General features: G+C 52.5%; 18 protein-coding genes. 6 read left to right on the forward strand and 12 right to left on the reverse strand.

Going from position 1 to position 23162, the window contains the following annotated elements; translation table 11 throughout:
• Nucleotides 1–7: 7 nt before the first annotated feature.
• Nucleotides 8–973, forward strand: a complete 966-nt coding sequence (locus EDI29_RS09275) for an AraC family transcriptional regulator (RefSeq protein WP_137740663.1) — start codon at nt 8–10, stop codon at nt 971–973.
• Nucleotides 974–1002: 29 nt separating this feature from the next.
• Here the strand turns inward: EDI29_RS09275 and EDI29_RS09280 are convergent, their stop codons facing one another.
• The 3 genes from EDI29_RS09280 to EDI29_RS09290 all read right to left on the reverse strand — a co-directional run bounded on the left by EDI29_RS09280 (nt 1003) and on the right by EDI29_RS09290 (nt 5073).
• Complete coding sequence (locus EDI29_RS09280) at nt 1003–1662, reverse strand: DedA family protein (RefSeq protein ID WP_107170935.1); 660 nt, start codon at nt 1660–1662, stop codon at nt 1003–1005.
• Nucleotides 1663–1992: 330 nt separating this feature from the next.
• Nucleotides 1993–3183 (reverse strand): cystathionine beta-lyase, encoded by a 1191-nt coding sequence (gene metC / locus EDI29_RS09285; RefSeq protein WP_137740664.1) that lies wholly within the window; start codon nt 3181–3183, stop codon nt 1993–1995.
• Nucleotides 3184–3519: 336 nt separating this feature from the next.
• A complete protein-coding gene (locus tag EDI29_RS09290; protein ID WP_206664358.1) occupies nt 3520–5073 on the reverse strand; it encodes a carotenoid oxygenase family protein in 1554 nt (517 codons plus the stop codon).
• Nucleotides 5074–5234: 161 nt separating this feature from the next.
• Between EDI29_RS09290 and EDI29_RS09295 the strand changes: the two genes are divergently transcribed.
• Nucleotides 5235–5843, forward strand: a complete 609-nt coding sequence (locus EDI29_RS09295) for a TetR/AcrR family transcriptional regulator (RefSeq protein WP_137740665.1) — start codon at nt 5235–5237, stop codon at nt 5841–5843.
• Between the two features lie 138 nt (nt 5844–5981).
• On the opposite strand, the gene EDI29_RS09300 is transcribed toward EDI29_RS09295, so the two are convergent.
• From EDI29_RS09300 to EDI29_RS09310, 3 genes are all read right to left on the reverse strand, one after another.
• Nucleotides 5982–7274 carry a TRAP transporter large permease gene (locus tag EDI29_RS09300; RefSeq protein ID WP_137740666.1) on the reverse strand — a complete coding sequence of 431 codons (1293 nt, stop codon included), beginning with the start codon at nt 7272–7274 and terminating at the stop codon, nt 5982–5984.
• Nucleotides 7275–7289: 15 nt separating this feature from the next.
• On the reverse strand, nt 7290–7796 hold the full coding sequence (locus tag EDI29_RS09305; RefSeq protein WP_137740667.1) for a TRAP transporter small permease: 507 nt from the start codon (nt 7794–7796) through the stop codon (nt 7290–7292).
• Nucleotides 7797–8013: 217 nt separating this feature from the next.
• Nucleotides 8014–8991 carry a TRAP transporter substrate-binding protein gene (locus EDI29_RS09310; protein WP_137740668.1) on the reverse strand — a complete coding sequence of 326 codons (978 nt, stop codon included), beginning with the start codon at nt 8989–8991 and terminating at the stop codon, nt 8014–8016.
• A gap of 673 nt (nt 8992–9664) precedes the next feature.
• Between EDI29_RS09310 and exbB the strand changes: the two genes are divergently transcribed.
• Together exbB and exbD are read left to right on the forward strand one after the other, a co-directional pair.
• Nucleotides 9665–10669, forward strand: coding sequence for a tol-pal system-associated acyl-CoA thioesterase (gene exbB / locus EDI29_RS09315; protein WP_137740669.1), 1005 nt, complete (start codon nt 9665–9667; stop codon nt 10667–10669).
• Between the two features lie 3 nt (nt 10670–10672).
• Nucleotides 10673–11098, forward strand: coding sequence for a TonB system transport protein ExbD (gene exbD / locus EDI29_RS09320; RefSeq protein ID WP_005973764.1), 426 nt, complete (start codon nt 10673–10675; stop codon nt 11096–11098).
• A 222-nt stretch (nt 11099–11320) separates the two neighbouring features.
• Here exbD and EDI29_RS09325 read toward each other — a convergent pair whose 3' ends face one another.
• The 6 genes from EDI29_RS09325 to EDI29_RS09350 form a co-directional block, all read right to left on the reverse strand.
• On the reverse strand, nt 11321–12340 hold the full coding sequence (locus EDI29_RS09325; protein WP_137740670.1) for a YiiG family protein: 1020 nt from the start codon (nt 12338–12340) through the stop codon (nt 11321–11323).
• A 474-nt stretch (nt 12341–12814) separates the two neighbouring features.
• On the reverse strand, nt 12815–13834 hold the full coding sequence (locus tag EDI29_RS09330; RefSeq protein ID WP_137740671.1) for a LacI family DNA-binding transcriptional regulator: 1020 nt from the start codon (nt 13832–13834) through the stop codon (nt 12815–12817).
• A 30-nt stretch (nt 13835–13864) separates the two neighbouring features.
• Nucleotides 13865–15274: a glycoside hydrolase family 32 protein gene (locus EDI29_RS09335; protein ID WP_137740672.1), complete on the reverse strand. Its 1410-nt coding sequence runs from the start codon at nt 15272–15274 to the stop codon at nt 13865–13867.
• Nucleotides 15274–16644, reverse strand: a complete 1371-nt coding sequence (locus EDI29_RS09340) for a sucrose-specific PTS transporter subunit IIBC (RefSeq protein ID WP_137740673.1) — start codon at nt 16642–16644, stop codon at nt 15274–15276. Before EDI29_RS09340 ends, EDI29_RS09335 begins: the two co-directional genes overlap by 1 nt.
• A 79-nt stretch (nt 16645–16723) precedes the next feature.
• The gene (locus EDI29_RS09345) at nt 16724–18259 is read right to left on the reverse strand and encodes a carbohydrate porin (RefSeq protein ID WP_137740674.1); all 1536 of its coding nucleotides are present in this window, start codon (nt 18257–18259) and stop codon (nt 16724–16726) included.
• Between the two features lie 185 nt (nt 18260–18444).
• Complete coding sequence (locus tag EDI29_RS09350) at nt 18445–19380, reverse strand: aminoimidazole riboside kinase (RefSeq protein WP_137740675.1); 936 nt, start codon at nt 19378–19380, stop codon at nt 18445–18447.
• Nucleotides 19381–19851: 471 nt separating this feature from the next.
• Between EDI29_RS09350 and EDI29_RS09355 the strand changes: the two genes are divergently transcribed.
• Nucleotides 19852–20403 carry a bactofilin family protein gene (locus EDI29_RS09355; protein ID WP_137740716.1) on the forward strand — a complete coding sequence of 184 codons (552 nt, stop codon included), beginning with the start codon at nt 19852–19854 and terminating at the stop codon, nt 20401–20403.
• Between the two features lie 27 nt (nt 20404–20430).
• Nucleotides 20431–23148 (forward strand): CRISPR-associated helicase Cas3', encoded by a 2718-nt coding sequence (gene cas3, locus EDI29_RS09360; RefSeq protein ID WP_137740676.1) that lies wholly within the window; start codon nt 20431–20433, stop codon nt 23146–23148.
• The last annotated feature ends 14 nt before the right edge of the window (nt 23149–23162 follow it).

Raw genomic sequence — 23162 nt, forward strand, 5'->3', positions numbered from 1 at the left:
TAACACTATGTTGATTGAAGACCAAGGCGTGTTGACGAAAGGCCAATGCGATCGGCTTGTTCAGCAACCCACCGCGCGGCAACGCATCGTGCAACAGGCCATACGCTGTTCAGCCAAAAGCTGGGCCACGCCTTCTCTCGTGCCCCAGGTCAGAATTCTGTATACGGAACAGCATCATCCGCGTGTGCCGGTGATGTATGAACCGACGATTGTCATCATTTTTCAGGGGAAAAAGATTGGCTATCTGGGCGGAAAAACCTTCCAGTATGACCCGGAAAATTACCTGTTGATGACCGTGCCGCTGCCGTTCGAATGTGAAACGATAGCCAGCGTTGAGAACCCGCTGGTGGGGATGGCGATCCGCATCGATATCCAAATGCTTCAGGATTTGCTGATCGACATCGGTGATGATGACAGCGCGATCCGCCCCTGTTCCTGCACGTGTGGAGTGAATAGCGCACCGCTGACCGATGAGATTCTGTGTGCCGTTGAGCGACTGCTGGATGTGATGAATAACCCGCGTGATGCTCGTGTTCTGGGCCCGACGATTGTGCGCGAGATTATCTACCATATGCTCTGTGGCGAAAGTGGTTCGGCATTGCAGGCGTTGGTGAATCGGCACACGCACTTCAGCCAGATCACTAAAGCGCTGCGACGCATTGAGAATCACTACGCCGATAGTCTGAGTGTGGAACAGCTGGCCGCCGAGGTGAACATGAGCGTCTCTGCGTTTCATCATAACTTCAAGGCGGTCACCAACACATCGCCGTTGCAATACCTGAAATCCTACCGCTTGCATAAAGCGCGGGTGATGATGCTCAACGATGGCCTGAGAGCGGGCGTTGCAGCCGCTCGCGTCGGGTATGAGAGTGCGTCGCAGTTTAGCCGGGAATTTAAACGCTACTTTGGCGCGACGCCGGGTGATGAAGTGGCAAGATTAAAGGCCAGTAATATGGTGGTTGAGGAAAGCTGAATACAGCAATAAATCGCACGGTTGCCCGATTAGGCGACTGTGCGCTTTTTACGCCATACTACAACAGCCATGCCGATCAGGCCGCTGACCAGTAAAATAATCGGCAGCAGGATCAGCGCGGTCATCACCTGATCCTCATAGCGTTTGACCAGCGGAATGTGGCTGAGCGCATAGCCGAGCGTGACAATCCCCCCGACCCACAGCAGCCCGCTGAGCCAGTTGAAAATTTGAAAACGCGTATTGTTTAACCCAGAAATCCCCGCCATTGTTGGCAGCAGCGTGCGAATGAAGGCTAAAAAACGGCCAACCAGCAGCGCCATCAGGCCGTGACGGTGGAATAGATGATGAGCACGCTGGTGATAATGCGCAGGGAGCTGTAACAGCCAGCCTTTTACCAATCGGGTATCGCTCAGCCAGCGCCCTTGAAGATAGCTGAGCCAGCAGCCCAGACTGGCGGCGATGGTAAGCAGAATCATCGTGGGGAAAAAGCTCATCACGCCTTTGGCAATCATGGCTCCGGTGAGCAGCAGCAGGCTATCACCGGGCAGAAAAGAGGCAGGTAGCAGGCCGTTCTCCAGAAACAGCGTCGTGAACAGGATGCCGTAAATCACCCAAATGACGTGGGGATCGGCCAATGCACTAAAATCCTGCTGCCAGAGCGCCTGAATAATGTCGTGAACCACACTCATATTACTTCCCGCCAGTGACGATATTCACTATCTCTCAGGCTGCGGCGTGGAACGCTGGGTTACCTGAAATCTACTGTCTATCAAGCCCTAATGGGCAAAATGCCTTGCCGCATGATGAGAAGGCGGCAGGGCTTAATGCTTAATTTTGGTTAAGGTAACGCGGTTTTTGGTAAGCGTTGACTCATGATTATCATAACGCATTACCCACCGCGCCGCAGGGGAAATCAAGATGCGGCGGTTTTATGGCCGTCACACTTTCTATATTTTATTTCCTGCCTAATTTCTTTTCCTGTCGTTTGGCAGCGGTGAGCTTGCTGATGCCTTGCCAGACTAAGCTTTCAGTCTGCTGAAACCGGCGGCCAGATCGTCGATCAGATCGTCACTGTCTTCAAGTCCAATATGTAACCGAATAAGTGTGCCGGTAAAATCCACACCGCCAACAGGGCGGATGGCGGCCAGATCTTCCGGCTGATTCGCCAGAATCAGCGATTCAAAGCCGCCCCAGGAGTACGCCATGCTGAAGTGCTCAAAATGGTCCAGATAGTGCGCCAACGCTTCTTTGCTCAATTTCTCTTTCAGCACAAAAGAGAACAAGCCGTTGCAGCCCTTAAAGTCGCGTACGTAGAATTCATGCCCTTTGCACTCTGGTAAGGCAGGGTGGTTAACCACCGCAACTTCGGGTTGCTCCGCCAGCCACTTGGCAATGCGGATGCTGCTTTCCTGATGCTGTTTGAGTCTAACGCCCAATGTGCGCAAGCCACGGCTGGCGACATAGGCGGTATCGGCATCGACCATTTGTCCCATCAGGTAGGAGTGTTCACGCAGTTGCGCCCAGCAGCGTTCGTTAGCGACCGCCGTGCCTATCATGGCATCGGAATGGCCGACGATATATTTGGTCGCGGACTGAATGGAGATATCAATATCAAAGTCGAATGCCCTGAATAAAATGCCTGCTGCCCAGGTGTTATCAATCATGACAATAATGTCGGGATTGATGCGGCGCACGGCTTGTACGATGGCGGGTACATCGTGTACTTCCATCGTGATGGAGCCGGGCGATTCGAGAAAGACGACTTTGGTATTAGGCTGGATCAGTTCGGCAATACCGGCACCGATAAGTGGATCGAAATAGGTGGTGCTGACGTTCAGCTTGCTGAGGACTTTATTACAGAAATCCTGCGTGGGTTCATAGGCTGAACTGGTCACCAGCACATGATCGCCTGCTGAGACGAAAGAGAGAATCGCGTTAGAGATAGCCGCTGCACCGCACGGGTACAACACACAGCCTGCGCCGCCTTCCAGTTCCACCATCGCTTCCTGAAGCGAGAAATGGGTCAGCGTGCCACGGCGGCCATAGAACAGCGCACCCTTAGCGCGGTTAATCGTGGCGTGTTTTTTGTCCTGTACGGTATCGAATACCAAAGAGGACGCACGCTGAATAACGGGGTTGACGGAGCCGTGGGTGAATTTCTTGCTGCGTCCTGCGGCGACTAATGCTGTTGCCGTTTTTTTGCTTGTCATAACCACTATCACCTTTTCTGTTCAGTTCTGCCGGATGACTCACTACGCCGACTATTCCCGACAGTGAACGGTGGGGAATCGCGGGGGCATGATTGGATTTATAAGCGCTCGATTGATGAGGTCTACGTTATCACGGCTTGGGCAGCGTGTGGGCGGGTTTTGCTATTGTTGAAAATATTTCTCTTTTGGAATTAAGCAGGGAAAGCCTGATGGATATGCGTTCAGAAGGTTGGAGATGTGAGTTGCTTTTATGCGCGGTAAATATCGGGAATGCCCCGCAAGCACCGTGACTAAACCGGGCTTCCGGGGCCGATTACTCCATTACACGTTTTCGGTTTATTTCCCTGACCAGTTGCCGTGCAGGGACATCCGTAGACGGAAAGGGACTTTTACTCTTGCGACCGGCCCTTGAGTCCATTGAGCGGTATCGAGGATGATCAAATCCGATGTGCGTTTTCTCAGGTCGTTCATGATGCAGACGACCCATCCGTCGCCTTCCGCCGCCTGTGCATGGCGCGGAATGAAGATCGGTTCCTGAAAACATTGCGCATCGCCCGGATACCACATTTCATTTTCCCCTGTGGCCACATTGATGCGGGCCAACTGGTTGAAAAACTGGAATGGTGGAGCCCCGAGCGTCGTGGTATCAAACGGCAACTGCGGATCGTAAGCCAGCGTGAAACCGTAATGATAAGGTTTGCCGCTGTAGCGCTCATCGCATCGTGGAAATTCGCATGGGAAAGGTGTGCGGGTCAGCAATTGCGGAGTGACAGTCGTATCGTCTGCGTTTAGATCAAAGGTCCAGCGCATCAGCGCCGCTTTCAGCGCTTCCGGCGGCGGGACATAACCGCCTTCCTCTGGGAAAAAGTAGAAGACGTTACCGTTGGTTACGGGCATATCGACGAAAATTTTGCTGCCGTCTTCATAAGCGTTAAGCGTATGCCCCTGAAAGCCGTTTGCCGGGCCGTAAAACCAGCGTACATCATCGGCGGAACCGTCCCGCGGCACGATACCGAACAGCTGCGGCAGGTCCGGCTGCCATTGGAAGTGTTGGCCGCCGCTTTTCATGCGATCAAGATCGGCAGTCAGCGGAATGATGGGGAAAACGACGTAATTCTGCGTGACGGCAAAGTCGTGGATCATGGCAGCATAGGGAGCCTGAAACCAGATCTCTCGCACCAGTTTGCCTTCGGCACTGATTTCAAAATAGGCAATATCAGGCGTTGCTTCGCCTTTTGCTTCATAGGCGAAGCAAAGCAGAGCGCCTGTATCCGGGTCCACTTTCGGGTGGGCAGTGAAGGTTGCCGACGTGATTTGCCCGTGAAAATCCCATTCACCCAGCGTTTCCAGCGTCTCCAGATCCATTGCCCACGGTAAGGCATCTTCCTTCATTGCCAGCAGGACGCCATTATGTTCGATCACCGTCGTGTTGGCGGTGGTGTTGTTGTCGGCTGCCAGCGGATCGTTGGTATAAACGTTACGGTAAGTACCGTTTAAGGAGCGATGCTCACGTCGCTGTGCTTTGAGGCGTTCGGTTTCAACATAGCGCCGTTGCAGGCTGACTCTGCCATTCTCAAAGCGGAAAGCACTGACGATACCGTCGCCGTTGAAGAAAATATCTTTGCCCAGCATCGGCGGGTAGTGAGGATCGGGGGCGACCTGATAAAAGGTGCCTTTGATCGCTTCCGGAAGCGTCCCTTCGACTTCGAGATCGACGACGCTGACTTCAACACGACTGGGTTGATAAAGTCCGGTGAATTCGGGGATGTTTGGGAATTGCAGGCTCATACAGGTGCTCTCCATTATTATGGTTTGTCTAAGAATCAGTACCTCGCCTGCGCCAGAATCGTTGAGTTCGGTGCGGGCGATACAGCGTGTAATACCTTTCATCGTGCAGTCTGTAGAAAAGCGATGCGATGAATCGCTGTTCCGAGAAGGTGGTATCTCATAATTCAATAACTGAACGATGTAGTACAATTAATCATGGTCTGGACCAAAGATCAATATTTCCTGTACTATATCGTTCACAAAAAATGCGGAAGAGTAGAAACATGCGTAAAAAAACAGAAGCTAGGCGTTTGCAATTCGTGATGGCGGCTGGAAAATTATTTCTGGATCATGGGTTTGCTGCGGTGACGATGGAATCTATTGCGGCGGAGGCGACCAGCTCTAAAGTGACGCTGTATAACTACTTTTCCTCCAAAGAAGCGCTGTTTGAAGCCTATATTCTCGAAGCGGGCAAGGGAATGGTGGAGCGACTGCTGGATTCGTCGACGAAGGGTCAGACGCGTGACGAAACGCTGCATCACCTGGGACGATCCTACCTGGAACTGGTGACGAAACCCGATATTGTGGCGTTAAACCGTCTGACGATCGGCGAAGCCGGGCGTTTCCCTGAATTATCGCGCCTGTTTTATGCGCTGGGTCCAAAGAGAACACTTTCCAGTATTGACGAAGTCATGAGCCAACTGATGGAAAAAGGATGGATACGTCAGGCTGAAGTACGTAAGGTCTCCCTGCACTTTAAAGCGCTGTGTGAGGCGGAAATGGTGGAAAGGATATTGTGGGGTCTCGAACCGGTTGAGGTTGAACCTGACGCGCTGGAAGCCGCTGCGCTATCTGGCGTGGAAGCATTTATTCAGCTGTATGGTAAGGAATAGGATAAGGGAGGCACCATAGAATTGCCGGAATCCTATGGTGTTTATTGCCTGTCGTTTCCCCCGTCTAACAGACGAGGGGGGTTACACAACGCATTGATCGCAAACCTATATTTACGGATTAATGATCATCACTGAGCGTTAACCCGTATGAACGCCAAAGAATTTGGGCAGCCAGAGTGAGATGGCCGGAATATAGGTGACCAGCATCAGCACAAAGAAAAGTCCGCAGTAGAAGGGCAGCATCGCTTTAACGACCTGCTCTATCTTCTGCTTACTCACCGCACTGGCGACGAAAAGTACCGACCCTACTGGCGGTGTGATCAGGCCGATCCCGAGGTTCACCAGCATGATCATACCGAAATGCACCGGATCGATACCGAGCGATTGGGCCACAGGCAGCAGAACGGGCGTCAGGATCAGGATCAGCGGTGCCATGTCCATCAGCGTACCGACCAGCAGCAGCATGATGTTAATCCACATCAGGATGACGTACTTGTTATCCGAAATGGAAGTGAAAAACTCGGTAATGCGTGCGGGTAACTGCATATAGGTCATGATGGCACCGAATGCGGCAGCGAAACCGATCAGGATCATGACGATCGTGACGGTTTTTACCGTGCGGTACATCAGCTTGGGCAGTTCTGACCACTTATAATCTTTATAGATAAACATGGTCACGAAAAAGGACCACAGGCAGGCGATGGCCGCAGACTCGGTTGCGGTAAAAATGCCGGACAGAATTCCCCCCATGATGATGACAACGGTCATCAATCCCCACAGGGTATCGACAAAGATTTTCAGCGCCTGACGGAACGGTACGCGTTCGCCTTTCGGGTAGCCTCGTCGATGTGCGAAACCGACGCACATCACCATCAGGGTGAGGCTGAGCAGCAGACCGGGCAAGATTCCCGCGATGAACAGCGAGGCAATCGAAACCGTGCCGCCGGTTGCCAGCGAGTAGATGACAGAGTTGTGGCTCGGTGGTGTCAGAATCGCCTGTACGGAACCGCTGGCAGTGACGGCGGCAGAGAAGTCGCGTGGGTAGCCCTTCTTCTCCATTTCTGGGATCATCACTGAACCGATTGATGCCGTGTCTGCCACCGAAGAGCCGGATATTGCACCGAAAAATGTCGATGCGACGATGTTAACGAGTGATAAGCCGCCGCGAATAAAGCCGACAAAAATATACGCGAAGCTGACCAGCCTGCGGGCGATGCCGCCTTCGGCCATAATGGCTCCAGCCAGAATAAAGAAGGGGATTGCTAATAGCGAAAATTTGTTCACGCCGTTGGTAATCTGAATCATGACTGCCTCAAGCGGCAGATCGATCCAGAAAGCGCCAACAATCGCGCTCAACCCTACCGCGTAAGCGACAGGAACGCCGACCGCCAGCAGCACGGCCAGCGTGGCAACAAGAATAAATGCATCCATGGTATTGGCTCCGAATTAAGAACTGCCAAGCATGACCACAGGGCGTTTATCCTGCGGGCCGAAAAACATTTTTTCGATGATGAAGAGCACGGTGATGAACGAGCCGATAGGCAGCGGCAAATAACTTTCACCCGCGGTTAATAATGGAAATTCTGCGACGGGCTGTTCCCATAATTCCATACAAAGCACGGTGCTGTAATAGAGAATAAACAGGCTAATTAAGAGCATCAGGAGATTCGACAGGTGAACGCAAATCTTCTTACCGGATTCTGGCAATCTGTCGGTAAACATGCTGACGGCAATATGTGAGCTAGAACGGTAACTGACGGCTGCACCGACAAAAGTAAACGTCACCATACAAATAATCGAAATGGGTTCTGGCCAGGATAATGCTGAATTTAAAACATAACGTGCGAATATGCCGATAGGAATTATTAGCGTCATAATTAATAACGCCAGACCAGAAACCCACATGGCAATACGATAAAGTACATCCATAGTTGAGAGATAAGACTGTGCCATTGTGTCACCTATATTCACTCCGCTGAGTGATAAGCGAAGGGGAATCAATCTTGCTGATTGTTAATATCAGGCCATTAATGGTGGCGGATAAATATTATGAAGCTGCTGACAAATCCGTAGCGCGGTGATAATGGATAGCGCTTCCATTATCACCGTTTTCATTTCGCAAGTCGGTTCGTCAATAGTCTGCTATTTATCTGCTGGAATGTGGTCTTGATTATTGGGTGTCGGCGACGGCTTTAATCAGATCCTGGTATTTGGCACCAAACTGATCGCGTACAGGCTGCGTGGCTTTGAAATAGTACTCGGTATCAATGTCATGGAATTGAACGCCCCCGGCCTTCATTTTATCCAGAGATTGCTGAGTATATTCATTCCACAGCACGCGCTGTTCCTGCTGCGCTTCTTTCGCCAGCTTCAGGATAAGATCCTGATCTTCTTTGGAAAGCTTGTCCCATTTTGTTTTGGAGTACAGGAAAAGCTCAGGAATAATAAAGTGGCGGCTCCAGGTGAAATTCTTGGCAACAGGCATGTAGTTATGCGCAACATAGGTTGGCGGATTATTCTCGGTGCCGTCAATCACGCCGGTTTGCATACCGCTGAAGACTTCACTGGTGCCCATGGCGATGGCGTTGGCGCCCATGGCTTTCAGCGTTGCGAGAGCGACCTGACTGGTTTGAACGCGAATCTTCATACCTTTGAGGTCTTCTGGTTTTGCCACCGGCTGCTTGGTGATTAAATTACGCGTTCCCGCGTCCATCCAACCTAGGAAAACCAATTTTGATTTACTGCTCTGGGTAATCTTGTCACCAATTTCCTGCCCGATTTTTCCATCCAGGACTTTATGCAGATGATCTTCATCACGGAAAATATAGGGCAGCGTAAAGACTTCTATTTCCGGCAAAATAGCGGCAACGGGCGTCATTGATACACGAATAATATCAATTGCACCGAGCTGCGCCTGCTCAATCATTTGTTTTTCATCACCTAATACGCCGCCAGGGAAGGTTTTAATTTCCAGTCTGCCATTTGTGGCAGCTTTTAATTTTTCTCCCATTTTCTGTACGGCGACGACATTCGGGTATCCTTCAGGGTGAACATCGGAGGCTTTAATTTGTTGCGCCTGAATCGCTTGGCTCATCAGGAGTACAGTAGAACTCAGACAAACGCCGATCAATGTTTTCGACAGCTTCATTGAATTATCTCCAGAGGTAGGGTGACATTATCGATAATCAAATGGTGATTGAAAAAATAAACCCATGAAAAAATAGAATAACTTATGGTGGTACAGTGGTGAGACGACGGCATCCTTGTATGGGATATTATCGTGGTGCGCGTCGGTATTCTCTATGAGTTAAGCTAACCTATTATACAACTTCGTAGAATGACTCGTGTCACAAAAGAAAAAGCTAATATGAAATGCTGTTTTATCGGGGTTTTATTCCTTTTTTCTCACTCTGAATATGCGTAACATAGTGTTTTTATTTATCTTATTGTGTATTTGTGTTTCTATTCATTTCATTTAACTTATCGCCAGCCACCATGAAATGGTGTGATAACTTAATGTCGATCACAAAAACCTAACGGTACGACGCTGCGTTTTAGGCGAGTGTCTGTGGTTCTCTCCTGTCAGATAGATTCCTGAATACGATTCTTGATGGTTTTTATGCATTTCCCGTCGATATACAGGTAATACCCCCAAAAACCCTGTCAGAACGCAAGAAAAAGTGTGTTATCTGACGTAAATAATAATGAGAACGACTATCAATTCGTTCAGGGTTTGGTATCATTTCAGGCTGCGTTATTGCGGCATTCATACCTGCGGGTATGTGCGCGTTATTGTACAGAACGAATGGTGGAGGCACAGCGTGAAGACGGCTGTCAGTAATACAACTCAACAGGTGTTATCAACCTGGCAAAAAAAACGTGGTGCGTTCAGCGCATTTTCCCGTAGCGTGCTGGTTATCCTGCTGTGTACGGCGGGACTAAGTGGAAATGCGTTTGCAGCGCCGGCAACGACGCCGTTATCGACAGAGAATGCAGCGCCAGCCGCTCAGCCTGCTGCTGCACCCACTTCTGCCCCCGTGACAACCGATGCACCAGCATCCGCGCTCACGCTTCCGGCCAGTGCAGCGCCAGGTACGAATAACCTGATGAAGACTGATTTGTCCGTCTGGGGCATGTATCAGCATGCTGATGCCGTGGTGAAAACGGTGATGATCGGCTTGCTGTTGGCTTCTGTGATTACCTGGGCGATTTTCTTCAGTAAAAGCGTTGAAATGTCTGGCGCGAAACGTCGCCTGCGCCGTGAGTATCTGGCCTTGGAACAGGCGAAAACGCTGGACGATGCGCTGGAAACGGCGGAAGCGTTCAAGCCGGGCAGCGTAGCGCAGCAACTATTGGTGGATGCGCAGAACGAACTGGAACTCTCTGCACGTTCGGATGACAACAACGGGATTAAAGAGCGCACCGCGTTTCGTCTGGAGCGTCGCGTCGCGGCGACCGGGCGTCACATGGGGCGTGGCAATGGCTATCTGGCAACGGTCGGTGCGGTTGCGCCGTTCGTAGGGCTGTTTGGTACAGTATGGGGCATCATGAACAGCTTCATCGGTATTGCACAGACGCAAACTACTAACCTGGCGGTGGTTGCACCTGGGATTGCAGAAGCTCTGCTGGCGACGGCGATTGGTCTGGTTGCTGCGATTCCTGCGGTGGTTATCTACAACGTCTTCGCACGTTCGATTGCTGGTTACAAAGCGACGGTTGGCGATGTGGCGGCGCAAGTGTTGCTGTTGCAAAGCCGCGATCTTGACGTTGCCGCCAGCAACGATAACCGGGCGTCTTCAGCAGCGCATAAACTGCGGGTGGGTTAAGTCATGGCGATGCATTTGAAGGAGGACGTGGGTGATGACGGTGAAATGCATGACATCAACGTCACGCCGTTCATTGACGTCATGCTGGTTCTGCTGATCATCTTCATGGTGGCGGCACCGCTGGCAACGGTGGACATTCGTGTCGATCTGCCTGCATCATCAGCAGTACCGCAGCCGCGTCCAGAGAAGCCACTTTATCTGACGGTAAAAGCAGATAAGCAAATGTTTCTGGGGGAAGAGGCGATTAACGAGCAGTCTCTGGCTCAGGTGTTGGATGCGAAAACCAGCGCCAACAAAGAAACAACTATCTTCTTTCAGGCGGATAAAAGCGTTGATTATGAAACTATCATGAGCGTGATGGATTCACTGCGTAAAGCGGGCTACCTCAAGGTTGGCTTGGTTGGTGCGGAAACCGCTGCCGCTAAATAACGATTACGAGTGATGTTTTAAGAAGGAATGCGGGATGAAGATTCAAACCGCATTCCTTTTTTTATTTCAGAATGACGTTATTGCTGCATGAATGCTGGAGAACGCCGCAAGCTCTGCACGCAAAAAGGCTACCAAGGCACTATTTCCCGTCCCCTTCACCAAGATGCGCGACAAGGTTAATTCGCCGCGCGATCGTCTTCCTATGCAACGTGGTCGCATGAGTTAGCGCAGGCGGTTGCTGCTTTCTACGAGGGAGTTGTAGTTCTTGATGAGCTTATCGGCGCTGCCATCCACCATCCAGCCGGAGTTCTTGGACAGTAGCAGGCGCTCACCTTGGCTGTAGGGGGTTTTATCGCGCACGCGGCGCAGGCGCTCTTTGGCGGACACGCGATAATTTTCCAATGGTGAATCCATTACGGACCATGTCGCGGGTTTTGCGGCATCGGGCTGCTTGGCCAGTTCGATCAGGGCGTCAGCGTTGTCTTCATAGGCTTTGAGCCGGGCTGTGGCGGCGTTGATGTCGAAGTTATCCTGCGTCAGCATGTTCACCAGCTGTTTGGCGCTGAGCATGGTAGCCATATACCAGTAATTGAACTGACGACCCTCACTCTTCTCAATTTCTGCCAGTTGCTTCAGCTGGCGCTCATCGTTAGCTTCTTCCAGAGCCTGATTGAATTGACGACTGGCTGTGTTGAATGCCGCATAGTGCTTGACGATGTCGCCGTGCATCGCTTTACCGCGTGCCATTGCATCATCTTTATAGTTCTCACGACTGTAGTAAGTCGAGGCTTCCTCTAGCGTTTGGCCCCAGGTGGTGACGGCTGTAGAGTAGTCCTTGGCAGCGGTATCCAGCGCTGGCATGGCGGGCTCGCTTTGGGCTGCGTTGATAAGAGGCTCGCTACAGTTTTTCAGGCTGGATTCCGATACTGAGTAGATGCCGTAAATGACGCGCTCTTTGCCCGTAGGGCCTGACTTCATGTCTTTCACCCAGGATGTGTACCGCTCCATCGCTTTGTGGGCGCGCTCATGGGTGGCGTTGAAACATTGGATGTAGAGATTGAGTTTCTGGTTAGCATCTACTTGAGGTTTCGCCGCTGGTGCGGGCGCTGTGTTGGCGGCGGTGGAAGCGGACTGGGTAGGGGCATCGGCTCCACCGGGTTTGTCTTCGCAGGCCGCTAAGCCGATGGTGGCGGCAATCAACGCTGCCAGTCTAACGGATGTACGGATAGTGCGAACGTTCATGTGAACTCCCTTTTCTTTGGTCGTGGTGTATCGTGATTATGTTGTCACATCAGGGCTATCGTTAGACGCCTTTGGGTGATGCGTTACATGTGATGATGTTTATCTTTGAAGAAGTGATGCCCTCTTCGATCGCAACTATCTGCCCTTCGTAACACGGAACTATCCCGCTTAAGGGAGACAGATGAAATTGCAATTTGTCTTTGAACGCAGGGTGACTGAGGAAAGCAGCGGGGTGCTGATTGGCTGAGCGATGCCTTATTAATTGCCTTATTTATCATTCAGGTGAACCTTAGCGTCTTCCTTGACCATAATGCTTAGACAAAATGATTCCGCATTATTGCTATCAATGCAACCCTTAACTTCCCGATCGGTCAAGCTGACGGGACGGAAATATCTGGCGTTAATAGCAGAAGACGCCATAGACCCGCTAGCAATGAGATAACCGGCGAATTGCGGATTGAGAACGGCTTTGGCCTATGCCCGTGAGTCAGGATGACGCCAGTGAATACGCGTTGGGATATAGCGTCGATCTTCTTCAAGCGGCTGTTGTGCAATCAAACTCGTAATCATTTCAAAGCTGTTACGTGCCAGATTTTCGCAGTCCTGTGCCACGGTATCGATCTTCAGCGGTAAACAATCAAACAGATAGTGGTCGTCAAAGCAGCACAGCCGGATACCGCTTTCCATCAGGTTATGCTGGTTCATATAGCGCAGCACGCCTTCCATCAGGCCACAAGCGGCAACAAACAGCGCCTTTGGTGGACGCCCTAGTGTTGCACACAGCTGAGCAAACATTTCATAGCCCGCGCTGGGGTGGTAGCTGCCGTGAATAATCCACTCTGGCTTGCAGTCGATACCTGCCCGCGTCAGCCCAAGCTGGAAGCCTTCCAGCCGGTGGCGAGTTGGGGAAATTCGCGGTTGGCCGCCAAGGAAATAGAATTCATCACGATGCTGGCGGGCGATACGCTCGACCATTTCCGCCGTGGATTCTACCGCTTCGGAAATCACCATCGGCAGTGTGGAATCACCAATAATTCGGTCGAATTGTACGACGGGCAACTGTTGATTAATTTTCTGATATTCGACATCGCTTAACAGGCTGGAAGCGACGATCAAGCCATCGACCTGCCGCTGTACCAGGCTGTTGACCGCCATCATCTCCTGGCTGGCATTTTCGTCAGTACAGGCAATCAGTAACTGTAACCCCGCTTCACGGCACAGCATTTCCAGCTCGCGGGAAATCACGGCGAAGCCGTAGTTGGTCATTTCCGGCACCACCAGTCCTAGCGTGTTGCTGCGTGAGGAACGCAGCGAACGGGCGTGAATGCTTGGCTGATAACGCTGCTCGTGCGCGACGGCTAAAATGCGATCGCGGGTTTCATCAGAAACGCGAAACTCTTTGCTGCGGCCATTAAGCACCAGACTGGCGGTGGATTTTGATACACCGGCCAGCGCGGCGATGTCACTGATTGTTATGCGTTTAGTCGGTTTCACCGCGAGGTCTGCTATCAGAAAAAAGGAAAGTTATTCTATCACGCATGGCGCTAACAGCCAGTGTTGTAGCGTTAATCGCCCAGAGCCGCTGAACGCGATCGTCGCCTCGCTTTCTGGGAAATAGCGTGCAGACATCACGGCCTCGCCATCGTTGATAAAAATTTCAACGCTGGAGCGATCGCACAGTATCTGCAATTGACGTAGATTGCCGCGCCAATAGCGGTGTTCGGGTTCCCCGGTGCGACGGTTGTGTCGGCTCATCGTTACGCGTTCACCATCCCAACAGAGAACAATCTGCGAGGCAAGGTTACACTGGAATTCCCCCTGAACGGTGACGAGCACTTCCGCGTGACTAATGGGTAGCGGTGATGCATAGTTTGCGACACCCTGCCAACGGTAATGCTGCTTGCGCAGCTGTTGCAATTCGCGAGCAGGACGTTGATAAACGTGGTTGCCATGCAGTGTAAGTTCACGCGGACAGGTCATGGTATGAATCCAACCGTATTCGATCGTCGGTTCAAAAAACTCATTATCGTCAGGAATCGACATCCAGCCGAATAGCAAGCGTCGCCCGTCTTCACTCAGCGTGGTTTGTGGCGCATAAAATTCAAAACCGAGATCCAGTTCGTGGAACGCCTGATGTGGGTAAGCACCGCTGTTGTAGTCGAGTGAGCCAATAAAATAGCCGGCCTGGAAGGTATTCAGGTAGCGTTCTTCCTCGGCAGGGACACCCTGTGGGCAGCAAATCAGTACATCTTTGCCATCCAGCGGGAAGAGGTCTGGACACTCCCACATATAGCCAAAATCACCGAGTCCACCTAAACGGGAACCGGCGATCTCGCCGATCTTGTCCCATGCCAGCAGGTCGGTAGAACGATAGAGCAGTACTTTTCCCTGAAGATCGAGATCCTGCGCACCGAGCACCATGTACCAACGTTCGTCATGACGCCACACTTTCGGATCGCGGACGTGGCCAGTATAGCCGTCGGGGAGCGTTAGGACTGCTCCCAACTTGTCATATTCACCGTTAGGGTTTTCGCGGGCGAGGCATTGAAACGCGGTGCGTGAGCCGTCGTCGTATTTCACGTTACCCGTATACATCAGCATGATTGCCCCTTGATCCACCACGGCAGAACCGGAGTAGCAACCGTGGCTTTCATAGCTTTCACTCGGCACCAGTGCGACGGGCTCATGCTTCCAGTTCACCAGATCGGCGGAACTCCAGTGCCCCCAGAATTTTGCTCCGTGGGCACAGGACAAAGGATTCCACTGATAAAACAGATGGTAACGCCCGTTGTGATGAATAAATCCGTTCGGATCGTTGAGTAGACCCACGCACGGGGAAAGATGCCATTCCGGGCGATACGGGTCTTCTTGTTTCCGTGAGTGGCCTGACATCAGGGCGTGCGCCATGCGCTTTAGTAAGTGGATTTCCTTCATTATTCGCTATCCGTTTTATATTTCAGCAGTAAGGAAATGACAAAGGCTGCGCCGAATGCAATCAACATCCCAATCAGGTAGTTAAGCATCGACCCGCCTTGCACAATGGCCAGCCCCGGAAAACCGGTCAGCCCGACGGCCGTCATATTGACGTGATTAAAGACGACCCATGCACCACCGAGCGCACCGCCTGCCAGTGCCGCCAGGAACGGCTTAATGAAGCGCAGGTTGATACCAAATATCGCCGCTTCCGTGATACCCAGCAGACAAGAAAGCCCTGCCGGAACGGCAATGGCTCGGGTTTTGGCATCGCGCGTTTTGAAGTACACCGCCAGACACGCGCCGCCCTGTGCTACGTTTGCCATCGCCCAAATTGGCAGCAGGAAGTTAACGCCGATATTCGGATTACCAAGCAGTCCAGCTTCAATGGCATGGAAGCTGTGGTGGACACCGGTGATGACGATGACGGAGTAGAGGCCGCCGAACAGCAAACCGGCCAGCCAGCCAGCGTGAGCAATCAACGTGCTGAGTAAGAAAGAAATGCCATCGCCCAACGCACGTCCAGCCGGCCCGATGATCAACATCGCGACGAAACCGGAGATGATGACGGTCAGGAAAGGCGTGACGATGATGTCCAGCGCATCCGGTACGATTTTACGCAGGCGCTTTTCCACGATGCTCATGAACCAGACCGCCAGCAGTACCGGGAATACGGTGCCCTGATAGCCGATCATGGCAATGTCCATGCCGAAGAAATGCATGGTCTGGAAGCCCCCGGCAACGCCCCAGGCATTGGTCAGCGCCGGATGCGTCAGGATACCGCCCAGCGTTGCGCCCAGATAGGGGTTGCCGCCGAACTCCCGCGCGGCGGTAAAACCGATCAGAACAGGCAGGATAATAAAGGCAGCGGAGCTGAACATATCCAGCATCACGAAGATCGCGCTGCTGGAATCGACCCAGCCGTAGGTCTTGATCATGCCGAGCAGCCCCATCAACAGACCAGACGCGATAATCGCTGGCATGATGGGGACGAAGATGTTCGAGAGCAGACGCGCCAGACGTTGCAGCGGGTTCAGTTTTTTCGCCGCGATGGATGCCGCTTCGGATTTGCTCGATTCACTGATGCCCGCCGCTTTGATGAACTCGGCATACACTTTGTTGACCAGTCCGGTGCCGAAAATGATCTGCATCTGTCCGGCGTTCTGAAAGCAGCCTTTAACGCCGTCAACATTCTCGATCGCTTTTTTGTCTGCCAGATTGTCGTCATTCAGTACCAGACGCAGACGGGTCGCACAGTGGGCAGCGCTGGCGATGTTTTCTTTCCCGCCGAGAAGGGGGATGAGCGCGGCGGCAGTAGCGTTGATATCCATGTTATTCCTCTTTTTCAATAGGATATGCTGTTTCTTCGGCGTCGATTAGTGCGTAATCGACGCCAAGGTCAGACAATTATCAGAACCAGGTTTCCATCTGGATACCGAAGTTCCATTCGCCGCCTGCTTTAAAGCCGGTGGAGCCAAACGTATCTTCACTGGAGTAGTTATCCAGTCGCTTATCCCAGTCCATGTAGCTGGCAAACACACGCAGTTCAGGGCGGCTAAAGAAGTTGCCGATATCGCCGACCTTGAACGTCGGTGCGAAGGTCAGCTTGTAGAAGCCGCCGCTCACCTGATTCAGGTTTCGATAGCCGCGCGGGTCGAGGTCCATGTATTGATAGCTGCCTTCATAGGCCAGTGCAAAGTTTTCGGTGATTTCCTGAATCAGGCGCGCATTAAAGGTCACCCATTCGTAACTGTCGCCGTTGACGTAACGGTCTTTGCTGGTTTGCGCCAGAATGGACGGGGCGAAGCTCCAAGTCTTATTCAGCGCCGTTGTACCGTAGGTCGCAAAGCGCCAGGTGTTGGCGTCATTGGTCAGGTTGCCGTCGGCACCGATGTTCTTCACTTCACCGCCCAGACCGTGGCCGTAAAGGATCGCGGTTTTTGATGTCCCGTCACGTAAGCCATAGAAGCTGTCACCGTGGTAAGCCACCATCGCGTGGTAGCCTTTATCACCCGCATTGGTATTGGTGACGACTGTTCTATCACGGCTTGTGCCAGTGTTTTCTTTTACCTCGTTGTTCTTGGCGGTTAATCCACTCAGCATGAACTGGAATGGCCCGGCGTAGTTGTTGGCGGTGAAGACGTAGTTTTTGATGTCGTTATCCAGCGAGGTAATTTCGCCGAGGCTGCGGCCATACAGCGAGAAGTTACTCTTGGCGTTATCCGCCCATTTCACGTCATAGATCCCGCCACCAGTGCCTGCAAGGAACACCACGTCGCTATCGAGCCAGTGAATATCGAAGTTATCGCGATCGAAGCGCTTACCTGCCCAGAGCGTGGTGTCCTTAAAGGCGCCGGTGAAAGTCGGTAGTGAGCCCAGCTCGACGAAGGCTTCGCGGATGTTCAGGTCGCTGGTGGCTGCCGTCCAGTCGTTATAGCTGCGTTGGCCGTCCGCCATCATCACCTTGAAACGCGTGGTCGCGCCGTTATCCAGCTTCTGTTTGTGCTCCAGTTTGATCTCAACGTAGGTGTCGTCTTCATTACCCAACCGGCCAATATGTCCGCCCGTCTGACCAGCAGGGGACATACCCGGCCCGATATCGGTTTTGGCGCTGGTGGCAGAATCATTGATCGACAAACCGGAACGTGCGTAGCCGTGGAATTCAAATCCATCGGCGAACGACTTCTGCTTGGCCAGCGCTGTCGTGCGCTGTTCCACCTGCTGGGTTTTCTGTTCGGTTTGTGTGGTGCGGGTGGCGAGCTGCTGGGTTTGTTTTTCAGCGGCATTGGCTCTGGCCTCGGCGGCTTGAGCACGAGCTTCTGCCTGTTGTAAACGCTGCTCCATGGCGTTCAGGCGGGCCTCAATACTGTCGGTGTTGGCAGCAGATACATAAAGCGGGGAGGAGAGTAATAACCCTATCGTCACAGCAAGGTGGCTTGGTTTCATTTTTTCGTTCTCGTCGTGAAGGAGATTTATTTTTTTGATTTCTCATGTTTAGCTAAATTGCTAAACCGGTTTTTCATGAGAAAAATAAAAGCCGGAAGATGGGTTAGCAAGAAATTTCATTCGCCCGATTCTGTAACTGTGATCCTGACTACAAAACCGGGCGTTAACCGTATGAAACGAGGGGGTTAGGGCTTGGTTACGGGGAGGGGGTGCAATTGCTGCGCGTAAGGGAGTGCTGTCATTGCACCTTTTGCCGTGGTAGCCAGCGCACCGCACCGCTGCGCCTGCTCGATAATAGGGTCCCAGCTAAGTGGCTGTGACAGGTCGTCATATTGCGCCAGGCCATGCAGTAAACCCGCAACGAAAGCATCCCCTGCGCCAGTGGTATCAACAGGTTTCACCGTTGGTGCGGCAAAGTGCTGTAGCTGGTGGCGATCGTGCAGCCAGACGCCTTCGCTGCCCAGCGTCACCAGCAGCAATCGAGTCGGGTAGCGCTGCATGAACTGCTGAATCCCGTCTTCAACATCCACTGTTGGACAGAGAAAAGCCAGCTCCTCGCGCGACAGTTTCACCACATCGGCCAGCATTAGCGCCTGTGTCAGGCAGTCGCGTAGTTCCTGCTCGCTTTGCCAGAGGTCGTCACGGATATTAGGGTCGAAGCAAATCCGCCCCAGCGAGGCTTTAATCTGCCGCATCGCCTCAAATGCGGTACTGCGCGACGGTTCTTGCGACAGCGCGATGGAGCAGAGGTGCAACCACTCTCTACGGCTAAATATTGGTAGATCTTCCGGCTGTAAAAACAGGTCGGCGCTGGGACGCACCATAAACGTGAAGGTGCGCTCCCCTGTTTCATCGAGGCTCACGACCACGGTTGAGGTTCGGTGGAGCCTGTCGTGCGCCATATAGTGGGTATCGACGTTTTCCTGCTCCAGCACCGTTTTGAGAAAATGCCCAAAAACATCGTCACCGACGCGACCGACAAAGGCGCTGTTTCCCCCCAGTCTGGCAATGCCGACAGCGACATTGGCTGGCGCACCGCCGGGGCATTTCAGATAGCGTTCCGTATCTTCCGGGATGAGATCGACAACCGCGTCGCCCATGACCCAAATTCTGTTTGCCATAAAGTTACTCTTATCAACGATAGTCAGACTGTTTGCTAAAATAGAAGAATCGGTTTAGCTAAGCAATACTCTTCACCGCAGAGATGTGCTTACATCAATAAAACGCACATTTCCCCACCGCGCTGGTGAAAATTTATGCGATAGTCATCACGTTGCCACGGTCGTCAGGCTAAATAAAAGGGCTGACTATCCGATATGTATGGTGCATGGCGGAATGAATCTGGGAATGAAGCCGCAAAAAAGGACGAATGGAGAAGGATATGTATTACCCCACCTCTTTCTGGGTTTATCCCGGTGCGTAATTACAACCTGCTTTGGGGAATATGGGCGATATGGGCGTTATTGGTTGCCGTCTGGCTGATGGATATCTATAGCGAATTTCCCCTTCGCTACTATGGTCATGGCGTGGTTGCGCTACTGGCCGTGAGTGCCGCGATCGCATTTTTCTATACTGTTAAAAGGAATAACACGATGTTTTCATTTGATAAAAACAAAAAAGACGTAAAAGAACCGCAAGGGCGCAGTGAAGTAAACAGCTCTCCCGCGATTAGCCCATCGAACGAGTTGATTAATTCAGTGAATCCTGTGCGCGTGAAAAAGGACACCTTTATTTCTCAGGGCGCGCGTATGACGGGCTCTTTATCCGTTGATGGCAACATCACCGTGGAAGGTCAGGTAGAGGGTGATGTGCAGTGTGATAACACGGTGAAAGTGGAGCACACCGGTCAGGTAAACGGTGAAATAAAATCGCAGCAGATCGTCATCAACGGCCGCGTTGAAGGACGCCTGGCAGCCAGCGTTGTGGCGATTTTGGCGCAGGGAAAAGTGTTCGGTGATATTTTTACCGATGAACTCTCTATCGAAAAAGGCGGTATCTTCACCGGCCAATCTCACCCGCTAACGCCGCCAGCGCAGGGTCAGGAAAAACTGGCCTACGTGGAAAAGAAAAAAGAGAAAACCAGCAAAGCACCCGCAGAGCAAGAGAACGTCGTGGCGTTAGCGGGAAGTGCGCCGACGGCGTAAGGTGTGCGGTAAAAGGCGGTAAAGTCTATGGACAAGGAAGGCATCATCGACCGGCGCTATTTCCACTATTGGGGCAAAGCGCACAGATCAACGGCGTCGTCGGGGGATGACGATTACCACCTGCTGCCTTATCACGGTTTGGATGTAGCGGCCTGTGGCTATTTCTTGTTAAAGGGGAATTATTTTCAGGCTAGCCATGTACTGCGGGAGCTAGCGTGCGGCGATGATGATGATGTCACGGCATGGTTTACGTATTTTTTGGCCTGGCACGATATGGGGAAATTTGCCCGCGGCTTCCAGCGTAAATATACCAACCCAGACTCTCCGCTGGTTCAGGCTTCAGGACAGGTCGATACGGCGCGGCATGACGCGCTAGGTTTCTGGCTGTGGCAAGCGCGTGATGACTTCCCCTTTCTATTGCCTTTCTCTGCGGATTCGCTCACTTCTGCCCCCCAAAAGACGCTTGATATCTGGCTGAACATCGTTACAGGGCACCATGGCAAGCCACCAGAAGCGCTGAACAAAGGGAGTTTGGCCTTTCATCGTGACGATTATCTGGCAGTGCAAGAGTACCTGCATGATCTGGAAACGTGCTTTCCTTATGCCTCCGCCTTTCCTACATGCTTTGCGGATAAGGGCTGGCGAAACAGGCTGAAGCAGCAAAGCTGGGGATTGGCTGGTTTGACCGTACTGGCAGACTGGCTGGGTTCGCGCCAGCAGGACTTCCGTTATTGCAGTACGCCGATGCCGCTTGAAACCTACTGGCGTGAACGCGCGCTGCCGACGGCAGAAAAGGTCGTTTCGCGTTTGCCACGAACCCCGTCTACTGCTCCTTTCCATTCTATTCAACGGCTCTTCCCCTTTATTCGGCAACCGACGCCGCTACAACAGCAAGCGCTAGAGGCTGATATTTCCGCTGACGGCCCACAGCTTTTTATTCTGGAAGATGTGACGGGTGCCGGGAAAACGGAAGCGGCAATGATACTGGCGCATCGACTGATGGCGCAGCGAAAAGCGAGCGGCATTTATGTCGGTCTGCCGACGATGGCGACGGCAAATGCTATGTACAAGCGGCTGGCGCAAGCCTATCGCGCATTATATTCACCGGAGCACCATCCTTCGCTGATGTTAGCGCACGGTGCGCGACATATGTCATCCGCCTTTATGCAATCGCTATGGGAAGGCGACAGTCAGGGGCAGGCGCAGTACGACAAGGAAGAAAACGCCGCCAGCAAAGACTGCAACATCTGGTTTGCGGACTCGCGCAAGAAAGCGCTGCTGGCAGATATTGGCGTGGGGACGCTCGATCAGGCGCTGATGGCGGTCATGCCGTTCCGCCACCAGTCGCTAAGGGTGCTAGGGCTACAGAATAAACTGCTGATTCTGGATGAAGTACATGCGTATGACGCCTACATGAGCAAGCTGATCGAGCTGTTGATTGGCTTCCATGCACAACAGGGCGGTAGCGCGATCATCTTAACGGCGACGTTACCGCTTAATCTGCGAGAAAAGCTGACGCAGGCGTTTGCACAGGGCATAGCGTGCGAGGCTGCACCGCCCGATCCTAATGCCACGTATCCGTGGCTAACGCAGTTAACGCGTGAAGGATTGCGGGAAACGAAGCTAGGAACGCGGAAGGAGGTGCAGCGCGAAGTCAAGATTGTCTGGGTGACTGAGCGATTGCAGGGTATTGAACGCGTGAAGGATGCCGTGGCGGCTGGGCAATCGATCTGTTGGATCAGGAATACGGTGGATGACGCTATCGCGGTTTATCGTCAGCTCATTGAGGCGGGTATTGCAGAGGAAAATGTGCTGCTGTTCCACAGCCGTTTTGCCTTTTGCGATCGTATGGCGATTGAAGAACGGGCGCTGGCGTGGTTTGGCAAAGACAGTATGCCGGATGAGCGTGCTGGTAAAGTGCTGATTGCCACGCAGGTTGTCGAGCAGTCGCTGGATATTGATGTCGATAACATGATTAGCGACCTTGCGCCCATCGATCTGCTGATTCAACGAGCAGGGCGGCTACAGAGACATATTCGGTTTCTCGATGGGCGTCGTAAAACCGAGGCGGACGCTGCGCCGCTAACGGATGAACGCCCAGCAGCGGTGCTGCATATCATGGCACCGGTCTGGCAACCGGAAGCGGAGGCCGATTGGTTGGGCGATGAACTGCGCAACAGCGGTTACGTTTATCCCGATCATGCTGCGCTGTGGCGCACGCAGGCGATATTACGCAAACACGGTGCGATAAAAATGCCGGAAGCGGCGCGTCTGCTGATCAACAGCGTGTATGAAGAACAGATTACGGTGCCTCCGGCCTTGGAGGCAATAGCCTGCACGGTTCTGGGGAAAAACTACGGCCAGCGTTCTTTTGCACTACAGTCTGCGCTGGCGTTGGTACACGGCTACTGTGCTCAATCCAGCGAGTCTGGCTGGGATGATGACGTGGATATCTCCACCCGCATAGGAGAGGAAACGCTGGATCTGTATCTGGCGTGGAAACCGGAACATGATGACCAGTTACCGCAGCCTTATGCCACATCGGACACTTTCGCCTGGGAACAGAGCCGCGTGCAGATACGAGTCAGTTGGTGGCAGAAACGTAAAACCGGATTACCGATACTGGAAGATGAGGCATTGGAGCGGTTTCGGCAGCAGTTACACCGTCCACAGGCCGAGGTGCTGCTGTTGAATCGGGGTGAGACCCACGCGTTTTATAGCGAACGGATGGGGTTGATGCTATGACATTTCTTACATTG

Origin of the sequence: Pectobacterium polonicum (assembly GCF_005497185.1) — a bacterium.
Lineage (GTDB): Bacteria > Pseudomonadota > Gammaproteobacteria > Enterobacterales > Enterobacteriaceae > Pectobacterium > Pectobacterium polonicum.